This window comes from Candidatus Pantoea edessiphila (assembly GCF_002933335.1).
Lineage (GTDB): Bacteria > Pseudomonadota > Gammaproteobacteria > Enterobacterales > Enterobacteriaceae > Pantoea_C.
In genome coordinates, this window is sequence record NZ_PDKS01000001.1 from 124,829 (window position 1) to 143,776 (window position 18,948).

The 18,948-nt window shown below is 27.4% G+C and carries 14 protein-coding genes, 2 tRNA genes and 2 pseudogenes; 4 read left to right on the forward strand and 14 right to left on the reverse strand.

Going from position 1 to position 18,948, the window contains the following annotated elements; translation table 11 throughout:
• Positions 1-33 precede the first annotated feature (33 nt).
• Positions 34-531: a TIGR00645 family protein gene (locus tag CRV11_RS00605; protein WP_136131406.1), complete on the forward strand. Its 498-nt coding sequence runs from the start codon at positions 34-36 to the stop codon at positions 529-531.
• Positions 532-717: 186 nt separating this feature from the next.
• Here the strand turns inward: CRV11_RS00605 and CRV11_RS00610 are convergent.
• From CRV11_RS00610 to metG, 3 genes and pseudogenes are all read right to left on the reverse strand, one after another.
• A tRNA-Pro gene (locus tag CRV11_RS00610) sits at positions 718-791 on the reverse strand.
• A gap of 134 nt (positions 792-925) precedes the next feature.
• Positions 926-1,210: a 50S ribosomal protein L25 gene (rplY, locus tag CRV11_RS00615; protein WP_136131407.1), complete on the reverse strand. Its 285-nt coding sequence runs from the start codon at positions 1,208-1,210 to the stop codon at positions 926-928.
• A gap of 200 nt (positions 1,211-1,410) precedes the next feature.
• A pseudogene (gene metG, locus CRV11_RS00620) lies at positions 1,411-3,051 on the reverse strand (methionine--tRNA ligase); the annotation flags it as partial.
• A gap of 248 nt (positions 3,052-3,299) precedes the next feature.
• On the opposite strand from metG, the gene ahpC reads away from it, so the two are divergent.
• Both ahpC and dcd read left to right on the forward strand, forming a co-directional pair.
• Positions 3,300-3,863, forward strand: a complete 564-nt coding sequence (ahpC, locus tag CRV11_RS00625) for an alkyl hydroperoxide reductase subunit C (RefSeq protein WP_136131409.1) — start codon at positions 3,300-3,302, stop codon at positions 3,861-3,863.
• A 133-nt stretch (positions 3,864-3,996) separates the two neighbouring features.
• The gene (gene dcd, locus CRV11_RS00630; protein WP_136131410.1) at positions 3,997-4,578 is read left to right on the forward strand and encodes a dCTP deaminase; all 582 of its coding nucleotides are present in this window, start codon (positions 3,997-3,999) and stop codon (positions 4,576-4,578) included.
• 137 nt (positions 4,579-4,715) lie between these two features.
• Here dcd and hisIE read toward each other — a convergent pair whose 3' ends face one another.
• The 10 genes and pseudogenes from hisIE to CRV11_RS00680 all read right to left on the reverse strand — a co-directional run bounded on the left by hisIE (position 4,716) and on the right by CRV11_RS00680 (position 14,079).
• Positions 4,716-5,357: a bifunctional phosphoribosyl-AMP cyclohydrolase/phosphoribosyl-ATP diphosphatase HisIE gene (hisIE, locus tag CRV11_RS00635; protein WP_136131411.1), complete on the reverse strand. Its 642-nt coding sequence runs from the start codon at positions 5,355-5,357 to the stop codon at positions 4,716-4,718.
• The gene (hisF, locus tag CRV11_RS00640) at positions 5,351-6,124 is read right to left on the reverse strand and encodes an imidazole glycerol phosphate synthase subunit HisF (protein WP_136131412.1); all 774 of its coding nucleotides are present in this window, start codon (positions 6,122-6,124) and stop codon (positions 5,351-5,353) included. The genes hisIE and hisF overlap by 7 nt, the downstream gene beginning before the upstream one ends.
• Positions 6,106-6,843, reverse strand: a complete 738-nt coding sequence (gene hisA, locus CRV11_RS00645) for a 1-(5-phosphoribosyl)-5-[(5-phosphoribosylamino)methylideneamino]imidazole-4-carboxamide isomerase (protein ID WP_136131413.1) — start codon at positions 6,841-6,843, stop codon at positions 6,106-6,108. Before hisA ends, hisF begins: the two co-directional genes overlap by 19 nt.
• Positions 6,843-7,433 carry an imidazole glycerol phosphate synthase subunit HisH gene (hisH, locus tag CRV11_RS00650; protein ID WP_136131414.1) on the reverse strand — a complete coding sequence of 197 codons (591 nt, stop codon included), beginning with the start codon at positions 7,431-7,433 and terminating at the stop codon, positions 6,843-6,845. Before hisH ends, hisA begins: the two co-directional genes overlap by 1 nt.
• A complete protein-coding gene (hisB, locus tag CRV11_RS00655; RefSeq protein ID WP_136131415.1) occupies positions 7,433-8,500 on the reverse strand; it encodes a bifunctional histidinol-phosphatase/imidazoleglycerol-phosphate dehydratase HisB in 1,068 nt (355 codons plus the stop codon). Before hisB ends, hisH begins: the two co-directional genes overlap by 1 nt.
• Positions 8,497-9,570 (reverse strand): histidinol-phosphate transaminase, encoded by a 1,074-nt coding sequence (gene hisC, locus CRV11_RS00660; protein ID WP_136131416.1) that lies wholly within the window; start codon positions 9,568-9,570, stop codon positions 8,497-8,499. The genes hisB and hisC overlap by 4 nt, the downstream gene beginning before the upstream one ends.
• Positions 9,567-10,871, reverse strand: coding sequence for a histidinol dehydrogenase (gene hisD, locus CRV11_RS00665; RefSeq protein ID WP_136131417.1), 1,305 nt, complete (start codon positions 10,869-10,871; stop codon positions 9,567-9,569). Before hisD ends, hisC begins: the two co-directional genes overlap by 4 nt.
• Before the next feature lie 4 nt (positions 10,872-10,875).
• Positions 10,876-11,775 carry an ATP phosphoribosyltransferase gene (hisG, locus tag CRV11_RS00670; RefSeq protein ID WP_136131418.1) on the reverse strand — a complete coding sequence of 300 codons (900 nt, stop codon included), beginning with the start codon at positions 11,773-11,775 and terminating at the stop codon, positions 10,876-10,878.
• Positions 11,776-12,239: 464 nt separating this feature from the next.
• Positions 12,240-13,631: pseudogene (gene sbcB / locus CRV11_RS00675) on the reverse strand (exodeoxyribonuclease I); the annotation flags it as partial.
• 372 nt (positions 13,632-14,003) lie between these two features.
• Positions 14,004-14,079 (reverse strand) — tRNA-Asn (locus tag CRV11_RS00680).
• A 300-nt stretch (positions 14,080-14,379) separates the two neighbouring features.
• Between CRV11_RS00680 and CRV11_RS00685 the strand changes: the two genes are divergently transcribed.
• Entirely contained in the window at positions 14,380-14,547 is a 168-nt protein-coding gene (locus tag CRV11_RS00685; protein WP_136131420.1) for a hypothetical protein, read from the forward strand.
• A gap of 162 nt (positions 14,548-14,709) precedes the next feature.
• On the opposite strand, the gene putA is transcribed toward CRV11_RS00685, so the two are convergent.
• The gene (putA, locus tag CRV11_RS00690; RefSeq protein ID WP_136131421.1) at positions 14,710-18,675 is read right to left on the reverse strand and encodes a trifunctional transcriptional regulator/proline dehydrogenase/L-glutamate gamma-semialdehyde dehydrogenase; all 3,966 of its coding nucleotides are present in this window, start codon (positions 18,673-18,675) and stop codon (positions 14,710-14,712) included.
• Positions 18,676-18,948 lie beyond the last annotated feature (273 nt).

An 18,948-nucleotide genomic window follows, 5' to 3' on the forward strand; every position in this document is an offset into this window, starting at 1 on the left:
TATTCTAAATATCAAAATAAGGAAAAAATAAAAATGGAATGGTTATCTATTGAAAGAATCATATATGCATCACGATGGTTATTGTTTCCTGTATATATGGGATTATCTTTTGGATTTATATTGCTTACATTAAAATTTTTTCAACGCATTATTTATGTAATTCCTGTACTATTTACTATATCGGAATCAGGTTTAATATTAATTGTATTATCTCTAATTGATATTGCATTGGTAGGAGGCTTACTAGTCATGGTAATGTTTTCAGGATATGATAATTTTATTGAAAAAATGACTGTTGATGACCAACATCAAAAATTGAGCTGGATGGGAAAGATGGATGTTAATTCTATTAAAAATAAAGTAGGATCTTCTATTGTTGCTATCTCTTCTGTCCATCTTTTGAGATTATTTATGGAAACAGAACAAGTAACTGATAATAAAATTATGTGGGGCGTTATAATTCATTTAGTATTCGTTCTTTCAGCATTCGGCATGGCTTATATTGATAGAATGAGTAAAATATTAAAATAGTAATTTACATGAATTAAAATAACAATTATGTAATAAATCTACTGATATTTACCCTAATTATATGTAATTTAAAATACTATTTTATATTTTAGTATTATATAAAATATAGAAATCATTATTTTTAATATCTCATATAAAAATTAATCCTAATCTATTAAATTATATAAAAATATTTTATATTTATATTCGGCACGAGAGGATTTGAACCTCTGACCACTGGCACCCCATGCCAGTGCGCTACCAATCTGCGCTACGTGCCGCATAATGGTGTTAACTAACAATTATACAAATCACATTATATATTTATAACATATAATTTTAACATAAATGTAGTAAAATAAATTCAATATGTAGAAGAAAAATTGAGTTTAAATTATTAAAAATATTTAATTAATTAAACCATAACAAAATCTATATGAGTTATCTTAGTTTTAAAAGGGTGTCTCTGAATTTCCTTAACCTTAACTTTTCTCTCTATTCCATTTAATATTAATGTTATAATTTGTTCATAAAAATCTACATTAGATTGTAAATTCATTATGATATTAAGGTCTAAAGACACAGAAATATTATTTATATCATTACCATAAATAATGGCTGGTAAATAGTTTTTATTTCTTAATCTTCTACTAGCTGATTTTCCTTTTTCCTTTCTTTCTATTGCATTTATAATTAACATTTTCTCTCCTATATAATATATATTTTATACTATATATGATAATTTCTAAGTTATTGTAGTTAACTAACAACAATAAGACAAATACATACTATAACGAGTAAATATCTATAATACTAGTTTACTTCATACTATAACATATTTTATAAAACATAAAAATGTTATAAACATATAATCTAAACTTATTGTTAATTAATTTTATTTTGTGAATATTTGATTAAATTTTCTATCTGTAATTTTTCAATTCTATGATATAATTTTTTATATTTATCAATCTTATGATTCAGTAATGGTTTTTGTATGCTATTTAAGTTTAATTTACTATGTAAAAAAACTTCAACACGATTACTTAGTGAAGGCATAATAGGTGTCAAACAAAAAATCAATATACGGAACAAATTTATAGCCATCGAGCAAACCAGATGTAAATCATTGTGATATTTTTTATCTTTTGCTATAATCCAAGGAGCTTTTTTGTCTATATAAGAATTAGTAATATCAGCAATACATATGATTTTTTTTATTGCACAATTAAAGTTGCAATTTAATAAATCATCACCAATTTCTCTAGATATATCAAGAAAATTTTGATATAAATCAGGATTTTCTAACTCACCAGCAAGAATACTATCAAAGTACTTATTAATAAAACTTGAACTTCTAGCAGCTATATTAACTATTTTATTAACTATATCATTGTTTACTCGATTAACAAAATCATATAAATTCAGATTAATATCTTCAACATTTGATGATATTTTTGTTGCGTAATAATAACGTAAACTATCTGCATCCAAATATTTTAGCCACATCTTTGCAGTAATTAATGTACCTTTAGATTTAGAAATCTTATCCCCATTAATCATAACATAACCGTGAACAAATATTTTGCTTGGTTTGCGAAAATTACTTCCTTCAAGGATGGCTGGCCAAAATAAACTATGAAAATAAACTATATCTTTACCAATAAAGTGAAAAAGTTGTGTTTTTGAATTTTGTTTCCAAAATTCTTCAAAAATTATTTCAGTATTTTTTTTACATAGATTTTTAAATGTGCTCATATAACCGATTGGAGCATCTAACCAGACATAAAAATACTTATCAGGATAATTTGGGATCTTAAATCCAAAATATGGCGCATCTCGAGATATATCCCATCGCTTTAAACCTATATTAAACCATTCTTGGACTTTTTTAGCTATTGATTTTTGTAAAACTCCTGATTGTATCCATATATTTAACATATCACTGAATGATGGTAAGTCGAAAAAAAAGTGTTCCGATTTTTTCAGTGATGGTTTTGTATTTGATAATATTGATATTGGATCTATTAAACTTGTACTAGCATAAACAGCACTACAAATTTCACAATTATCCCCATATTGATCTGGTGATTTACATTTTGGACACTTTCCTTTAATGAAACGATCTGGTAAAAACATATTTTTTTCGCAATCAAAAAATTGAGTAATAATTTGACTTTTAATGAAATTATTTTTTTTGAGTCGCTTATATATTAAAGATACAAGTCTTCTATTTTCATCACTGTGAGTTGAATCATAATGATCATAACTGATATTAAATTCTGCTAGATCCTGTTCATGTTTGATCTTGATATCAGCAATCATTTCTTCTGGTGAAATACCGATTTGTTGAGATTTCAGCATAATCGGCGTGCCATGGGTATCGTCAGCACAAATAAAATATACCTGTTTTCCGATAATTTTTTGATATCTTACCCAAATATCTGCTTGTATATGTTCAAGCAAATGTCCTAAATGTATTTCTCCATTAGCGTAAGGAAAGGCACATGTAACTAAAATTTTTTCATCTGATTTAATCATGTTTTAATATATTTGAGTTTTTTGTTTAAAATGTATTGAATACACTTTATATTAGTTAGATAATTACTTCAACATATAATATGTTATCATACGTAGATATATAATATAAATTTTTAATTTTAGTACTATTATATTATTGAATAATAGATATATAGTTTTGAATTGATTTGCATACCAATCAATAAAAAGATGACTTTTAATTCTGTCATAATTTTATATTTAAATCAAATTATTATGGGAAAAAATATATGTCTTTAATTAATACCAAAGTTAAACCATTTAAAAATACTGCATTTAAAAACAATAAATTTATTGAAGTAACCGAAAAAGATCTAGAAGGTAAATGGAATATATTTATTTTTTATCCAGCTGATTTTACATTTGTTTGTCCAACTGAATTAAATGATATAGCTCAACAATATATTGAATTACAAAGATTAGGAGTAGAAGTGTACTCAGTTTCTACAGATACCCATTTTTCTCATAAGGCTTGGCACGATTTATCTGATACCATAACTAATATTAAGTATGCGATGATAGGTGACCCTACAGGTAGGCTAACTCGTAACTTTGATATGATGCAAGAAAATAAAGGTTTAGCTAATCGAGGTACATTTATTATAGATCCAGAAAGTATTATTCAGTCTATTGAAATAAATTCTGATGGTATTGGTCGTAATTCTTATGAGTTACTACGTAAAATTCAAGCAGCACAATACATTTATAATAACCCAGGAAAAGTTTGCCCTGCAAGATGGCAATCAGGTGATGCAGCCTTAACTTTATCTATAAATTTAGTGGGTAAAATATAATTTATACCTCAGTATTGTTTCATATTTAATATATCAATATAAGTACTCAATTATTAAATAGCGAGTACTTATATGTTATTATGTTATTATAACAATATATTTTTATAAATTAAAATTTAAAGAGATAATGTAAATGAGATTATGTGACAAAGATATTGAATCAATGCTAGACAGTGGTAAATTAGCTATAATACCCAGACCTCCCAATGATAGGATAAATGGTGCGACAGTTGATTTAAGATTAGGAAATAAATTCCGTGTTTTTAACGATCATACTAATGCTTACATAGATTTAAGTGCATCGGAGCATAAGATAAGTAATTCGATCAACCAAGTAATGAGCAATGAAATTGATTTAATTGAAAACGAACTATTTTTCCTGCACCCAGGAAATTTAGTATTAGCTATTACATCAGAATCAATAATAATGCCAGATGACTTAGTAGGTTGGTTAGATGGACGTTCTTCATTAGCTAGGCTTGGTCTTATGGTTCATGCTACTGCTCATCGTATTGATCCTGGATGGGAAGGATGCATTGTCTTAGAATTTTATAACTTTGGTAAGTTGCCATTAGCACTATGTCCAGGTATGATAATTTGTGCTCTTAGTTTTGAACTGCTTTCAAATACGGCATTAAGACCTTATAATAACCGAAAAAATTCAAAATACTACCGACAGCAAGGAGTTGTTAAAAGCAGAATAGATAAAGATTAATTTTATTGAGATTAGACAAAATCATAAATTGTTATTATTTTTAATTACTATTATTTGTTGTCATGTTATATCACTTGTTTTTATTAAAAATAATAATAAAATGATTAATTAATTTTACTTTTTTATAAGTTTAAAATTTAAATAAAATTATCAAAATTATTATTTATATGCCGTTTTTTCAGGTTTTTAATTATAACACTTAGATCTAAATTTTGATCATTTAACAACACTAGTAAATGATAAATTAAATCAGATGTTTCATTGATTAGTTCTTGATTATTATTTGATCTTGATATTGCTGCCAATGCACATTCAATTCCTTCTTCTCCTATTTTCTGAGCAATACGTTTAGTTCCTCTTGCATACAGCCTAGCTGTATAAGAAATTTCAGGATTATCATTTTTTCTTTCAAATAACAATTTTTCTAATTTGTATAGAAATAGCAAATTAGTTTCTATATTAGAGAAACAACTAGTATTTCCTAAATGACAAGTTGGACCTGTTGGATTAACTAAAATTAATATAGAATCATGATCACAATCCATTTTAATATCAATTAATTTTAATACATTTCCTGATTTTTCTCCTTTAGTCCATAAACGTCTTTTAGTACGTGAAAAAAAAGTTATATTACCTTTTGTTAAACTATATTCTAATGCCTGTTTATTCATATAACCATGCATTAAAACTTGTCCAGAAACATAATGTTGAATAATTGTTGGTATCATGCCTTGTGTTTTTTTCCAGTCTAAGAAGGAAAGTTCATTTATATTTAACACTTACGAATCTCCACTCCGTTGTCTATTAAAAATTTTTTTAATTCACCTATATTAATAATATTTTTATGAAAAACTGATGCAGCTAGAGCTCCATCTACATTAAGATTAAAAGCATCCATAAAATGAGTTAATTTTCCAGCACCTCCTGATGCAATTAATGGCACTTTGCATACATTTCTTACTTTTTTCAACAGAACCAAATCATATCCATTAAGCATTCCATCTTGATTCATCATATTTAATACTATTTCACCAGCTCCTAATATTTGTACTTTTTTAATCCAATCAATGGTTTCCCACTGAGTTAAAACCATATGAGATACATCACCTGTATACTGATAAACTAAATATTTATTTGTATTTTTATCGAACCATGTATCTATACCTACAACTATACACTGTACTCCAAAACGATCTGCTAAATTTGTTATTAAAGATGGATTCAATAAAGCAGGAGAATTGATAGAAATTTTATCAGCGCCATATTGAAGAATATTAGCAGCAATTTCCAAACTATTAATGCCTCCTGCTACACAAAAAGGTATATCAATTACTTTTGCAATATCAGAAATCCAGTTTTTATCTGGAATTCTAGATTCAATAGATGCATTAATATCATAAAACACCAACTCATCAGCCCCTTCTGTAGAATAATATTTTGCTAGTGATATAATATCCCCTACAATTTGATGATTACGAAACTGTACACCCTTAACCACTTGATTATTATAAACATCAAGACAAGGAATTATTCTTTTTGCCAGCATCTTTTTGCCTCCGAAAATGTAAATTTATCTTCAAGTAATGCACGTCCAATTACTACAGATTTCACACCACTATTACGAAGCAAAGCAACATCATTTAATGAACTAATACCTCCTGAAGCTTGAAATGTAATATCTGGAAATTTTGTTGTAATTTCTTGATATAATTTAATATTAGGACCAATTAGAGTGCCATCTCGATCAATATCTGTACATAGTACATGTTGTAATCCAACTGATTTAAATTTTTCTATTATATATTCTAGATTAATTTTGGATATACGTTGCCAACCATTAGTAGCCACTCTTTTAAAATTATTAGCATCAATTTTTATATCAACTGCTAGTACGATATGTTCAGAACCAAAATTAATAAACCATGTTTTTACTTCTTCAAAATTTTGTACAGCCATAGATCCTATAATGACTCTAGTAGCCCCTGCATTAAGTAATATTTCGATGTCATGGCTAGTACGAATACCACCTCCAATTTGTGTAACTATATTAATACTACCTAATAGATTTTTTAATAGATTAATTTGACGTTTATTAGGATCTTGTGTTCCATCTAGGTCAATCAGGTTTATTATTTCTGCATCTTGTTCGATATACTTTTTTATATATATTAATGGATTAATTTTATAGTTAATTTTTTTATGATAATTTCCTTGATATAATCTAACCACATTTCCTTTAATTAAATCTAATGCTGGAATAATCATTATATCTCCAAGAAGTTTTTTAGTAGCTGTAATCCTGCTTTGCTAGATCGTTCAGGATGGAATTGTACCCCAAAAAAATTATCTTTTTGCATAACAGCAGTAAAGGTTTTTCCATGATAAAATTGACCTATGGTATTTGTGCTTAGTGGCATAGCATAACTATGCATAAAATAAAAATAGCTGTTATCTTGAATGTTTTTAAATAAATCATTATTAGATAGAAATTTGATTTTATTCCATCCAGTATGTGGCAAAATCAAATTTTGATAATTCATTAATAAAACTGGTTCATTGATTATTCCTAATGTTTTAATACCCTCATTTTCTTCACTATTTGATCCTAGTATTTGCATCCCAAGACATATACCTAAAACTGGTTTTTTATATGATTTGATTAAATTGATTAATTTTTTTTTATTAAGATGTTTCATAACTGTTTTTACAGTACCAATTCCAGGTAAAATAAGTTTATCAGCAGATAACACAATATCTGGATCACAGCTAACATAAGTATTATAACCAATTCGCTTGAACGCCCATTTTATTGATAATATATTAGAACAACCAGTATCAATAATGACCACTTTCATTATATATATCCTTTAGAACTAGGAATAGCATTTCCTTCTGAACGAATAGCTTGTCTTAAAGTACGTCCAAAAGCTTTGAATAAACTTTCTGTTATATGATGATCATTTTTTCCTTTAGTTTTTAAGTGAATAGTACTCATCATACCGTAAGCAAGAGATTTAAAAAAATGCTCTATCATTTCTGTGCTTAAGTCACCAACATGTTGATGATTGAATTTAGCTTTAAAGTCTATATAGGGACGACCTGAAATATCTAATGCACATCTAGCTAAGCATTCATCCATTGGTAAAATAAAACCATAACGATTTATACCTATTTTATTACCTAGTGCTTTTAACAGAGCTTGTCCTAAAACAATTCCAGTATCTTCTACCGTATGGTGATCATCAATATAAAGATCTCCAGTCACTGTAATATTCATACAAAAACCTCCATGTATTGCAATTTGTTCCAACATATGATCGAAAAAACCTATACCAGTATTTATATTACTTTTACTTTCAACATCTAGCCAAATTTCAATAAAAACTTTTGTTTCTTTTGTATGTCTATGTACCAATGCATGGCGTTCTGTTTTTGTTAGTTCTATTTGAATTTCATTCCAGTTTTTTCCTTTTATTCCATACTTGATTGATTTTATGTTCATATTATATGCTAATTGCATATCGCTTAGACGATCACCAATTACATAACTATTTTCTTTATCAAGTACACCTTCTATTAACCATTTTTCTACCATTTTTGTTTTAGGTTTACGACAAGAACAATTATCTTCAGTTGTATGAGGACAAATTAATATATCGTCAAAAATAATGCCCTGTGATTCTAATATTTGCAACATCAAATTATGTGGTACATCAAAATTTATTTTTGGAAATTTATCACTTCCAAGACCATCTTGATTAGTAATCATAACTAAACGATAACCATTATTTTTTAATTCTAGTAAAGCTGGAATAACATTTGGTTCGAAAAATAATTTATCTATTCTATCTATTTGAAAATTTCCAGCGGGTTCTTTTATAATAGTACCATCTCGATCAACGAAAATTATTTTTTGATTCATATTGATTCCTGAGATAAATCTTTTAGTGCAGAAATGACATATTCACATTCTTTAAGTGTTCCAATAGATATACGTAAACATTGTGATAATCCTAGATTATTATTTTGATCACGTAATATGATTCCTTGATCACATAAATTTTCAAATACTTTTGATGAATTTTTAAATCTAACTAAAACATAGTTAGATTCACTTAAAAATACTTTTTCAACACAATGACATTTTCTTAATTGTTGTGTGAACCATTCCTTGTTTTTATTTAATTGTTTTACATTATTATGCATTAAAATAATATTCTTCTGACTCAATGCCTGAGTTGCTATATCTGATACAGGTATTGCTATAGGATAAGGTGTTATCACCTTTAATAAGAGATTAATAATTTTATTATCAGCAAGTATAAAACCACACCTTAATCCTGCTAAAGCAAAAGCTTTTGATAAAGTACGTAAAATAATTAAATGTTTGTAATTCTTTAATAATTTTACCAAATTAGCTTTGATGCAAAATTCAATATAAGCTTCATCTACTACTATAATTGCTCTACCATAAGTAATATCTAAAAGATAATAAATATCTTGTAAATCAACAATATTACCTGTAGGATTGTTTGGATTACAAATATAGATTACTTTTACATTATCTAAATTTTTAGCAATTGCTGTTAAATTTAGCTTCCAATTATCAACTGTAGGTACAGTTATATAATTAATACCAATAGTCTCTGCACTAACTTTATACATACCATATGTAGGAGGGCAGAATAGAATCAAATCTTTTCCTGGGTCACAAAATGTTTTCATTATTAATTCTATTGCTTCATCTGCTCCTCTAGTAGCTAAAATTTGATTAGAATCTAGATGAGCATATTTAGCATAGCGTTCGATCATTAATCTTGGTTGACATTCTGGATATCTATTCATTTGTTGATGCAATAAATTAAAAAGCACAGGAACAGGAAATTCATTAGCATTAAGCCATGTATTGCCAGTTCCTCCTAATCTTCTTGCTGATTGATATGGCACTAGTGTTTGCACATTTTTACGTACTAATTTTTCAATATTATTCATATAGCTTCCTTTAGTAGAGCAACACGTATTGCAACAGCTCTCTTATGAGCCTCTAATTTTTCAGCTTCAGATAGAATTTCAATTGTTGAAGACAAATTAAGTAAACCCTTAGGAGTTAATTCTTGTACTGTAATACGTTTTTGAAAATCTATTACGCTAATACCAGAAAAAGTTTTTGTATAACCATATGTTGGCAATACATGGTTTGTTCCTGAAGCATAGTCTCCAGCAGATTCTGGAGACCATGGTCCAAGAAAAATTGATCCCGCATTAGTAATGAACTGTAATATATCTTTTGGTTTAGAGGTTTGTATCATCAAATGTTCTGGTCCATATATATTTGATACTTTAATACATTGATTAATATCAGGTAATACAATAATCAAGCTGTTATTTAATGCAGTAATTATAATATTTTGTCTTTCAAGAGTAGTTAGTTGTTTCTTGATATTTGCAGAAACTTTTTGTGCTAATTTTAAAGATGTTGTTAAAAGAATTACTTGAGAATTTAGCCCATGTTCTGCTTGAGACAATAAATCAGAAGCAATAAATTCTGGAATTGCTTTTTCATCAGCAATTATTAACAGTTCAGAAGGACCCGCTGGCATGTCAATTGCTACACCATTTTGTCTCTGATTTACTTGTTTTTTAGCTTCTGTTACATAAATATTTCCTGGACCAAAAATTTTATCAACCGGTGGTATTGTTGCAGTACCAAAAGCAAGCGCACCTATTGCTTGAGAACCTCCTAATTGAAATATTTCTGTTATTTTGAATAAATCAGCTGTATATAAAATTTCATCTGCAATCGGAGGAGGAGAACATAATACTATCTCTGAACAACCTGCAATGCGGGCAGGAATTGCTAACATTAAGACAGTAGAAAATAGAGGAGCAGAACCTGCTGGAATATATAGACCTATTGATTTTATAGGGCGGTTTATTTGTTGACATCTTACGCCTGGTTGAGTTTCTATATCAACAATATTAGGGATTTGTGCTGTATGAAAAGTACGTATATTATTAGCTGCAATATCTATAGCTTGTTTTAATTTATTATTGATACGTCTATTAGCTTCTTGTATTTGCTGTGATGTTACTCGAAAATTTTTCAATGATATGTTATCAAATTTTATTGTAAACTCATGTATAGCTTTATCACCTTTTATTTTAACTTGATTTAATATATTACTTACTGTTTTTTTGATGTTACCAGAAGATATAATGCGCGGACGTGTTAGTAATGATTTTTTCTCTAATGCAGTACAATTGCTCCATTCAATTGGAGTCAAGTATCCCATGATTTTACTCCATGATTTTTTCGATTGGTAATACTAAAATAGAGCTAGCTCCTAATTTTTTTAATTTTTCCATTGTTTCCCAAAATAAAGTTTCACTACTAACCATATGCATTGCTACTCGGTCAATATTACCAGCTAAAGGCAACACAGTAGGACATTCTGCTCCTGGAAGTAAATTTATAACATCTTCTAACCGCTCAGTTGGTATATGAAGCATAATATATTTAGATTCACGTGCTTTAGTTACTCCTTGTATACGTATCATGATTTTTTTTATTAAATCTTGTTTAAAATCGATCATTTCTCCGTGACGTTGAATAATTATAGCTTTAGATCGATAAATAACCTCTACTTCTTTTAACCCATTAGCTTCTAAAGTAGTACCTGTTGATATAAGATCACAAATCGCATCAGCTAAGCTGGCACGTGGAGCAACTTCAACTGAACCATTTAACATACAAGTTCTAAAAGTAATACCCTTTTGATCAAGGTATTTTTTTAAAAGATAAGGATAAGAAGTAGCAATACGAGCATTATTTAAACATTTTAATCCAATATATTTAGCATTAACTGGCATTGCTATTGATAGACGACAAGTACCAAAATCAAGACGACGCAATACTACATATCCTGGGTTATCACCTTGTGCTAATCTTGTCAATAGTTCTTCTTCTAAAACATTTTCTCCTACAATACCTAAATCTACTGCTCCATCCATTACCAGACCTGGAATGTCGTCATCTCGTACGCGTAAAATATCAATTGGCATGTTTTCTGCTAGTGCAATTAATCCTTGTTGTTCAAGGTTGATTTTTATTCCACATCGTATTAAAAGTTTTTTTGAATCATCGCTTAAACGGCCAGATTTTTGTATTGCTATGCGTATCCGCATGTTGTTTAACATATTTCCTATCTTCTTATTTAATTATAACTATTACAGTTATTATATATTTCCCTATTTAATTACTAGCAGAGAGAACATATATTAAAGTTACTAGAGTTTTAATAAATTTTATCTTTGTGTAAAAAAGATCGAGAAATGTGTTAATTCATAAATTTTTATCATGATAATTAAGATAAATTATATATTTGTCAAAATATAAATTGTAGTTTTGATTCCAGTTGTACTACAGAACATAAATCTAATAAACTTTAAATATATTTATTATGATGGCGGCAAGTCAATTAAATTGCATTGGTAATTATATAATGTTTTAACTATTAGGTATTTTAGTTACTATGATATATCGGTAATAATATAATATATTAATATTTTTTAATGATATAATTAGCAACATATGAATACGGTGTATATATATTCAATAAATATTTATTTGTTAATCGATTGTGTAACTCAGATAAGTTGTTTTATTTATTGACACGTAGTAATTGTTTCGCATAAAGATATAAAGATTTTAATATCTTGATTTTAACTGGATTATTATTATATAGTTGTTTTAATAATTTTATTTCCAATAAAAAGCTTGATATTTTTTTTTCATTGAAAATATTTTTACGGTGTATTTCCCAATATTTTTTTTCAACTAGATTTAAAGTATCAGGAAAATTTCTAGCACGATAACGAAATAAAAGTTCCTTTAATCTGATATTCTCAAATTTTAAATTTAGCCTTTCTAATAAACAGGGGTTTGTTTGTTGAATTATTTTCATTTTAAATCTATCTGAAATACTAAAAAAACCATCATATAATTTAGTATCTACATTATCATTAGGAAAATCAGCTAATTTACTTTTACTTTTATTAAAAAGTATTAGGGCTTTTTTTCTTATTTCTGGATTATGACGCAATAATTCTAAATTATCAAAGCAAAGTTTAATGTTAAGTTTTAACCTTATTATATCTTGATGACGCAAGGTATTTATAGAAACTAAAACAGGACATTTATTAAGATGAATTAATTTTAGAGGAATTTCTTCTAAAATGCTATTTTGCAGGGTGAAAATATCTGATTGTATTAAAGGATATAAATTCTTGGATAAATCTACTACTATCAGATTGTTATTATTATTAGGATGCCAAGCTAAAGGTAATATTAAACTAATATTACTTCTTGATGAACCAAAAATATTCGATACATATACTAATGGTTTCATTCCAATAATATCAATCATTGATATTATTTTTTCTTTAATACGATTACTAAATAAAAACTCAAAAAGTTTAGGTTGTTTGTTTTTTACTAGCTTAGCTACTCCTATAGTAGCATATACATCAGAGATTGCGTTATGAATATTTGAATGAATTATACTATTGGCATGAGTAAGATGCTTTAACTTAAAGCTAGCATAGCCATCTTTATTCTTTGGCCAATTTATACCATCAGGACGTAATGCATAACAAGCACGAACTACATTTAATATATCCCATCGAGAATTACTGTTCTTCCAACTCCAACTATATGGATCGTAAAAATTACGATAAAAAATATTACGTGTTACCTCATCATCAAATTGTATATTGTTATAACCTACTATACAAATTCTTTTAATTGTTAATATATTATAAATACGCTTAGCAAATTCTGCTTCATTAAAACCTTTTTTTATTACAAATTGAGGCGTGATTCCATTTATTAAAACGGCTTTTGGTTCCGGTAAATAATCATTTGGTATACGACAATAAAATATCTCTGGTTTTTTTATGGGATTAAATTCACTATCAGTATAGATACCAGCGAATTGGGCAGGACGATCAATAGCAGGATTAGTACCAAAAGTTTCGTAATCATAAAAAAAAAATTAATTTTAGAAAAACTCATAATCTATTACCACATTAATAATACATTAAAAATAAAATAATTTATTATTAAATAAATATTTTTGATTTAATTTTAAATAAATTACAAACATTTTTATTTAATAAAATTGCATTATTATTAATAATAATTTTTAATTACTATTGTATATTATTATATACAATCATAATATCAACTATAAAATGATAAACGAATACTCTAAAGGTAAGATGATATTCCAAATAAATTTTTTATTTTTTTATAAAAAGAAACGCCAACTAATAATAATTTAATTATCTATCAATAGATAATTAAATTTATATATTTATTGTTAGTAATCCTAAATAAACTTACATCAAATAAAATTAAATCACTGTGGCTCCTCCGACTGGACTCGAACCAGTGACATACGGATTAACAGTCCGTCGTTCTACCAACTGAACTACAGAGGAATAATTTTTAAAATAAAAATTTTAGATATCAGTATTTAAAATATTTCTATTATCATATAGAATATAATTAAAAAATACTCATTTTTAACCTAAAAATTTATTATAATGCAATTTTTAAAAAAAATAAACATATATTTTATATACTAGTTTTCATTATATTAAAAAATAAGTAAATAAAAATATATAATTAAAATTTAATATTTTAAAATATATAAAATCACCTATCATGATGATTATGAATGAATATAAATATTAATTATATAATTAAATTAAAAATTAATTTCAACAGGTAAATAAATAATGAAAATTGGTGACTATGTCACTATAAAATGTGAATGTAATTACAACGACACAGGAAGGATTATAGCAATTGAAACATTTAACAAAAAACCAATGTATTTGATAATATTAGAAGATTATCCTATAGGAGTCTGGTTTTTTAACGAGGGTAATATTATAAAAAAATAGTGTATTAATGTAAAAGATCATCTATAAACTATATTTAAAACATTATATCTTATATATATAAACAATTACTTTATAAATACTAATATATCTCTGCATCTTTAACTCAAAAAAGATTAAAGTACGCCATGGAATAACAATTAAATTTATGCCATGGCTGTTAATTTAATTGAGACTCATAAGTGTTGTATTACCACCAGAAGCTGTAGTATTAATACTGACACAACGTTCCACTAAAAATCTTTCAAGCAATATATTGGTTTCTCCAGAATGAAACCCTATAATTGAGATTATTGAATTGATTTTTTCTGCTATTGTCTTAGAAATGCGTGTTAAATCATCACTATTACCATGAAAAATGACAGCATCAAAACAAGAAGAAAAAGGATCTAAATCAAGAGAAATACTGTTTTTAACTTTATCTGGTAAATTATTAAATATATCCCGATTTAATTTGTTATCTTGCCAAAGAATTTTGCTGCCGATACTGAGAATAGCTGCCAGTTGAATTAATATATCTTTTTTATTATCAGCAATACAAAAAACTCTTTCTCTGGGCAATAATGTAATAGTATTTTCTTCTCCCGTAGGTCCTATTAATTTAAACGATAATCTTGAACGAGATAGGTTAGAATATGCTAGACATAAAGGTGAAATTAGTGGTTCATTTTCATCAGCCCATTTACTAAAAATAGAATATAGTTCACTGATATTTTGATTTGATTTATTTTCTATATAGGAATTATTACTATTGTATTTATTAAATATTGAACATATTGTATCATTTGGATAATCTGATAATAAGCGATAAAGATATAATGGACCTCCTGCTTTTGGACCTGTTCCTGATAATCCTTCTCCACCGAATGGCTGTACTCCAACTACTGCACCAATCATATTACGATTAATATACAAATTGCCAACTTTCGCTTTTGAAATTACTTGATTAATAGTATCATCTACTCTAGTATGTAAACCTAATGTTAATCCATATCCTAATATGTTAATTTCTTCAATTAATTTTAATAAACGATCCTTGTTGAATCTTACTATATGCAATACTGGACCAAATACTTCTTCTTTTAAATCACTTACTTTATCTATTTCAATTATAGTAGGTTTTATGAAATTATTGCTTAATTTTGGTCTATTGTGATACTTATTATTTAGCGCTGCTTGATATATTTTAAACCCCTTGTTGCGCATATATGCTATGTAATCTTTTATATGATTTGTAGATTTTGAATTTATTATAGGACCAATATCAGTACATAATTTATCAGGATTGCCTATTGTGTATTCTGCTATTGCACCTAATAACATTTCTATAGTTCGATCAGCAACTTCTTCTTGTATACATAATATACGTAAAGCTGAACATCTTTGACCTGCACTATCAAATGCTGATGATATAACATCTATAACGACCTGTTCAGTGAGAGCTGATGAATCAACAATCATAGCGTTGATTCCGCCAGTTTCTGCAATTAATGGTATATGATGCCCTTGTTTATCCAAACGACCAGCTATATTCTTTTGTATGTTTTTTGCTACTGAATTTGAACCAGTAAATAAAACTCCTTTGAGTTTTTCATTGCTTACTAATATTTTCCCTACTGTTTTGCCAGATCCAGTTATTAGTTGTAGGGAACCTTTAGATATACCAGCACTCAAAAAAATATCAACAACTTGTGCAGCAATCAATGGTGTTTGTTCTGCTGGTTTAGCTAAAACGGTATTACCTGTAGCTAATGCAGCAGTGATTTGTCCTGTAAAAATAGCCAAAGGAAAATTCCAAGGACTAATACATACCACTGGTCCTAAAGGTAAGTGTGTTTCATTCTTAAAGTTATTTTTTATTATGCTAGCATAATAAAAAATGAAATCAATCGCTTCGCGAACTTCAGCTATAGCATTACTGTAAGTCTTACCTGATTCTCGTATTAAAATTCCTACTAGCATGTTTATTTTGCTTTGCATAATTTTAGCAGCATTTTCTAAAATTATAGCTCTTTCTCGAGGTGGTTTTGCAAACCAAATGGGTCCTGTGTTTACTGATTCTTCTATTGCTTTAGATACTTCTTCAGTATTAGATTCACGAACTTGTCCTACTATGTCAACTGGAATAGCAGGATTGATTATAAAACGATTCTTAGTATTCATTAAATCAATACACTTAAAATTAACTATAGGCTCTGCTATATAGAAATTTTCGGTACTTTTTAATAGATCTTTAGCTACTGTATTTAATGTGTGTTCATTACTTATATTAATCCCTTTAGAATTTGTTCTATTTACACCATATAAATTAACAGGCAAAGAAATTTTGGGATGAGAGAGACCTATGATCCCTTCACTACTCCCCATTTTTTCTGCTATAGAGACTGGATCAGCAATTAGTTGCTCAATAGGAATTGATTTATCTACTATTTTATTAACAAACGAATTATTAGCTCCATTTTCTAATAAACGACGTACTAAATAAGCCAATAATTTTTCATGCGTGCCAACCGGAGCATATATACGACAGGGGCGATTGATATTATTTGAATTTTTAACTATTTCTTGATACATAGGTTCACCCATACCATATAAACACTGAAATTCATATTGTCCTGGATAGAAATCATTTCCAGCTACATGATAAATTGTTGCTAAAGTATGTGCATTATGAGTAGCAAATTGTGGATATATTAATTTAGGTACAGATAATAATTTACGAGCACAAGCTATATATGAAATATCAGTATATGTTTTTCTAGTATAAACTGGATAATCCTCTAAACCTTCTATTTGAGCACGTTTAATTTCAGTATCCCAATAAGCTCCTTTTACAAGACGTACCATAATACGATGTTTACTACGTTGTGCTAGACTAATCAATTCATCTATTACAAAAGGACATCTTTTCATATAGGCTTGAATAACAAATCCAATACCATTCCAGCTAGCTAATTCTGATTCAAAACATAGTTTTTCTAGTAAATCTAAAGATAATTCAAGGCGATCAGATTCTTCTGCATCGATATTTATTCCTATGTTATAAAAACGTGCCATCAATATTAGTGATTTTAATTTGGGATAAAGTTCCTCTATAATCCGTGAATACTGTGCGCGGTTATAACGCGGATGAAGAGCAGATAATTTTATTGAAATTCCTGGACTATTATAAATATCAAGACCTTTCGAAGATTTTCCTATAGCATGGATGGCTTGCATATAAGATGTTAAATAATTATCAGCATCACGAGAAGTTAAAGCTGCTTCACCTAACATATCATAAGAAAAACTAAAACCTATTTTTTCTAAATTACGAGCATTTTTAAGTGCAGAATTTATATTTTCACCTATCACGAACTGTTTGCCCATAAGACGTATTGTTGCGTTCACTGCTATACGAATTAATGGATTGCTATTTTTATATATTACGTATACGATTTTTTTATAAACAGGCATTGTTAATGTATCTGTGTTATTAATACATTTTTTTATAAACATCAAACCTCGAGTTACAATGTTAACTAATAAAGAATCATTTTTACCTGCATGTAAATGCCATTCACCTTTTTTGATTTTATCATGAATTAATAAATCTCTTGTTTGATTGTCAGGTATACGTAATAATGATTCAGCTAAACACATCAAAGCAATACCTTCTGAAGATGACAATGGAAATTCTTTGAGTAAACTTTGTGCTATTGTAGAAATTTTCTTTTTACTCTTAATATCATTTCTTAATTTATTGGATAATTTTAAAGCCAAATTGTGAATTTCTTGATTCAGATCCTTATCAATACGAGCTTGCTCCAATAATATAGGTACTAGCTCTGTTTCGGCAATACACCATTTTTCTGTTACTATTGATCTAGTTGGTGTTTGTACTAAAATTTGCTCAGCAAACTCTGAAAAAGGTTGATATATTTGATCTAATATTATTTCATTATTATTTTTAATATCAGTACAAGAATATGAAATTTCTGGTAAAACAATGCCTTCCTCAATTTTAATTAAATAATTAAGAATAGCCTGTTTTATTAACCAATATGTTGTTTTATTTATATTTCGAGCTGCAATTTTAATACGATTATTAATATTATTATCTAATTTTATACCCATGGTACTTGTTGCCATGATTCTAAGACTCCTAAGAGTATTTTATTAATACTCCTTAATTTATAAAATTTTATTTTCTATATTAGTAAATATCCTGTAAAAATGAATTTTTATGCTATTATATTACATTTTTATTCTTATATTTAAGAAATAATATTTTTAACTATTTATAATATAGCAATAAAACCTATTTAATTGTTAAAAATATTTTTACAGTATAAATTTTTAACTTTTTGTAATTAAATATCATTTATGAGCTATTATTGCTAATAATTCAAATTAAATTAGCAA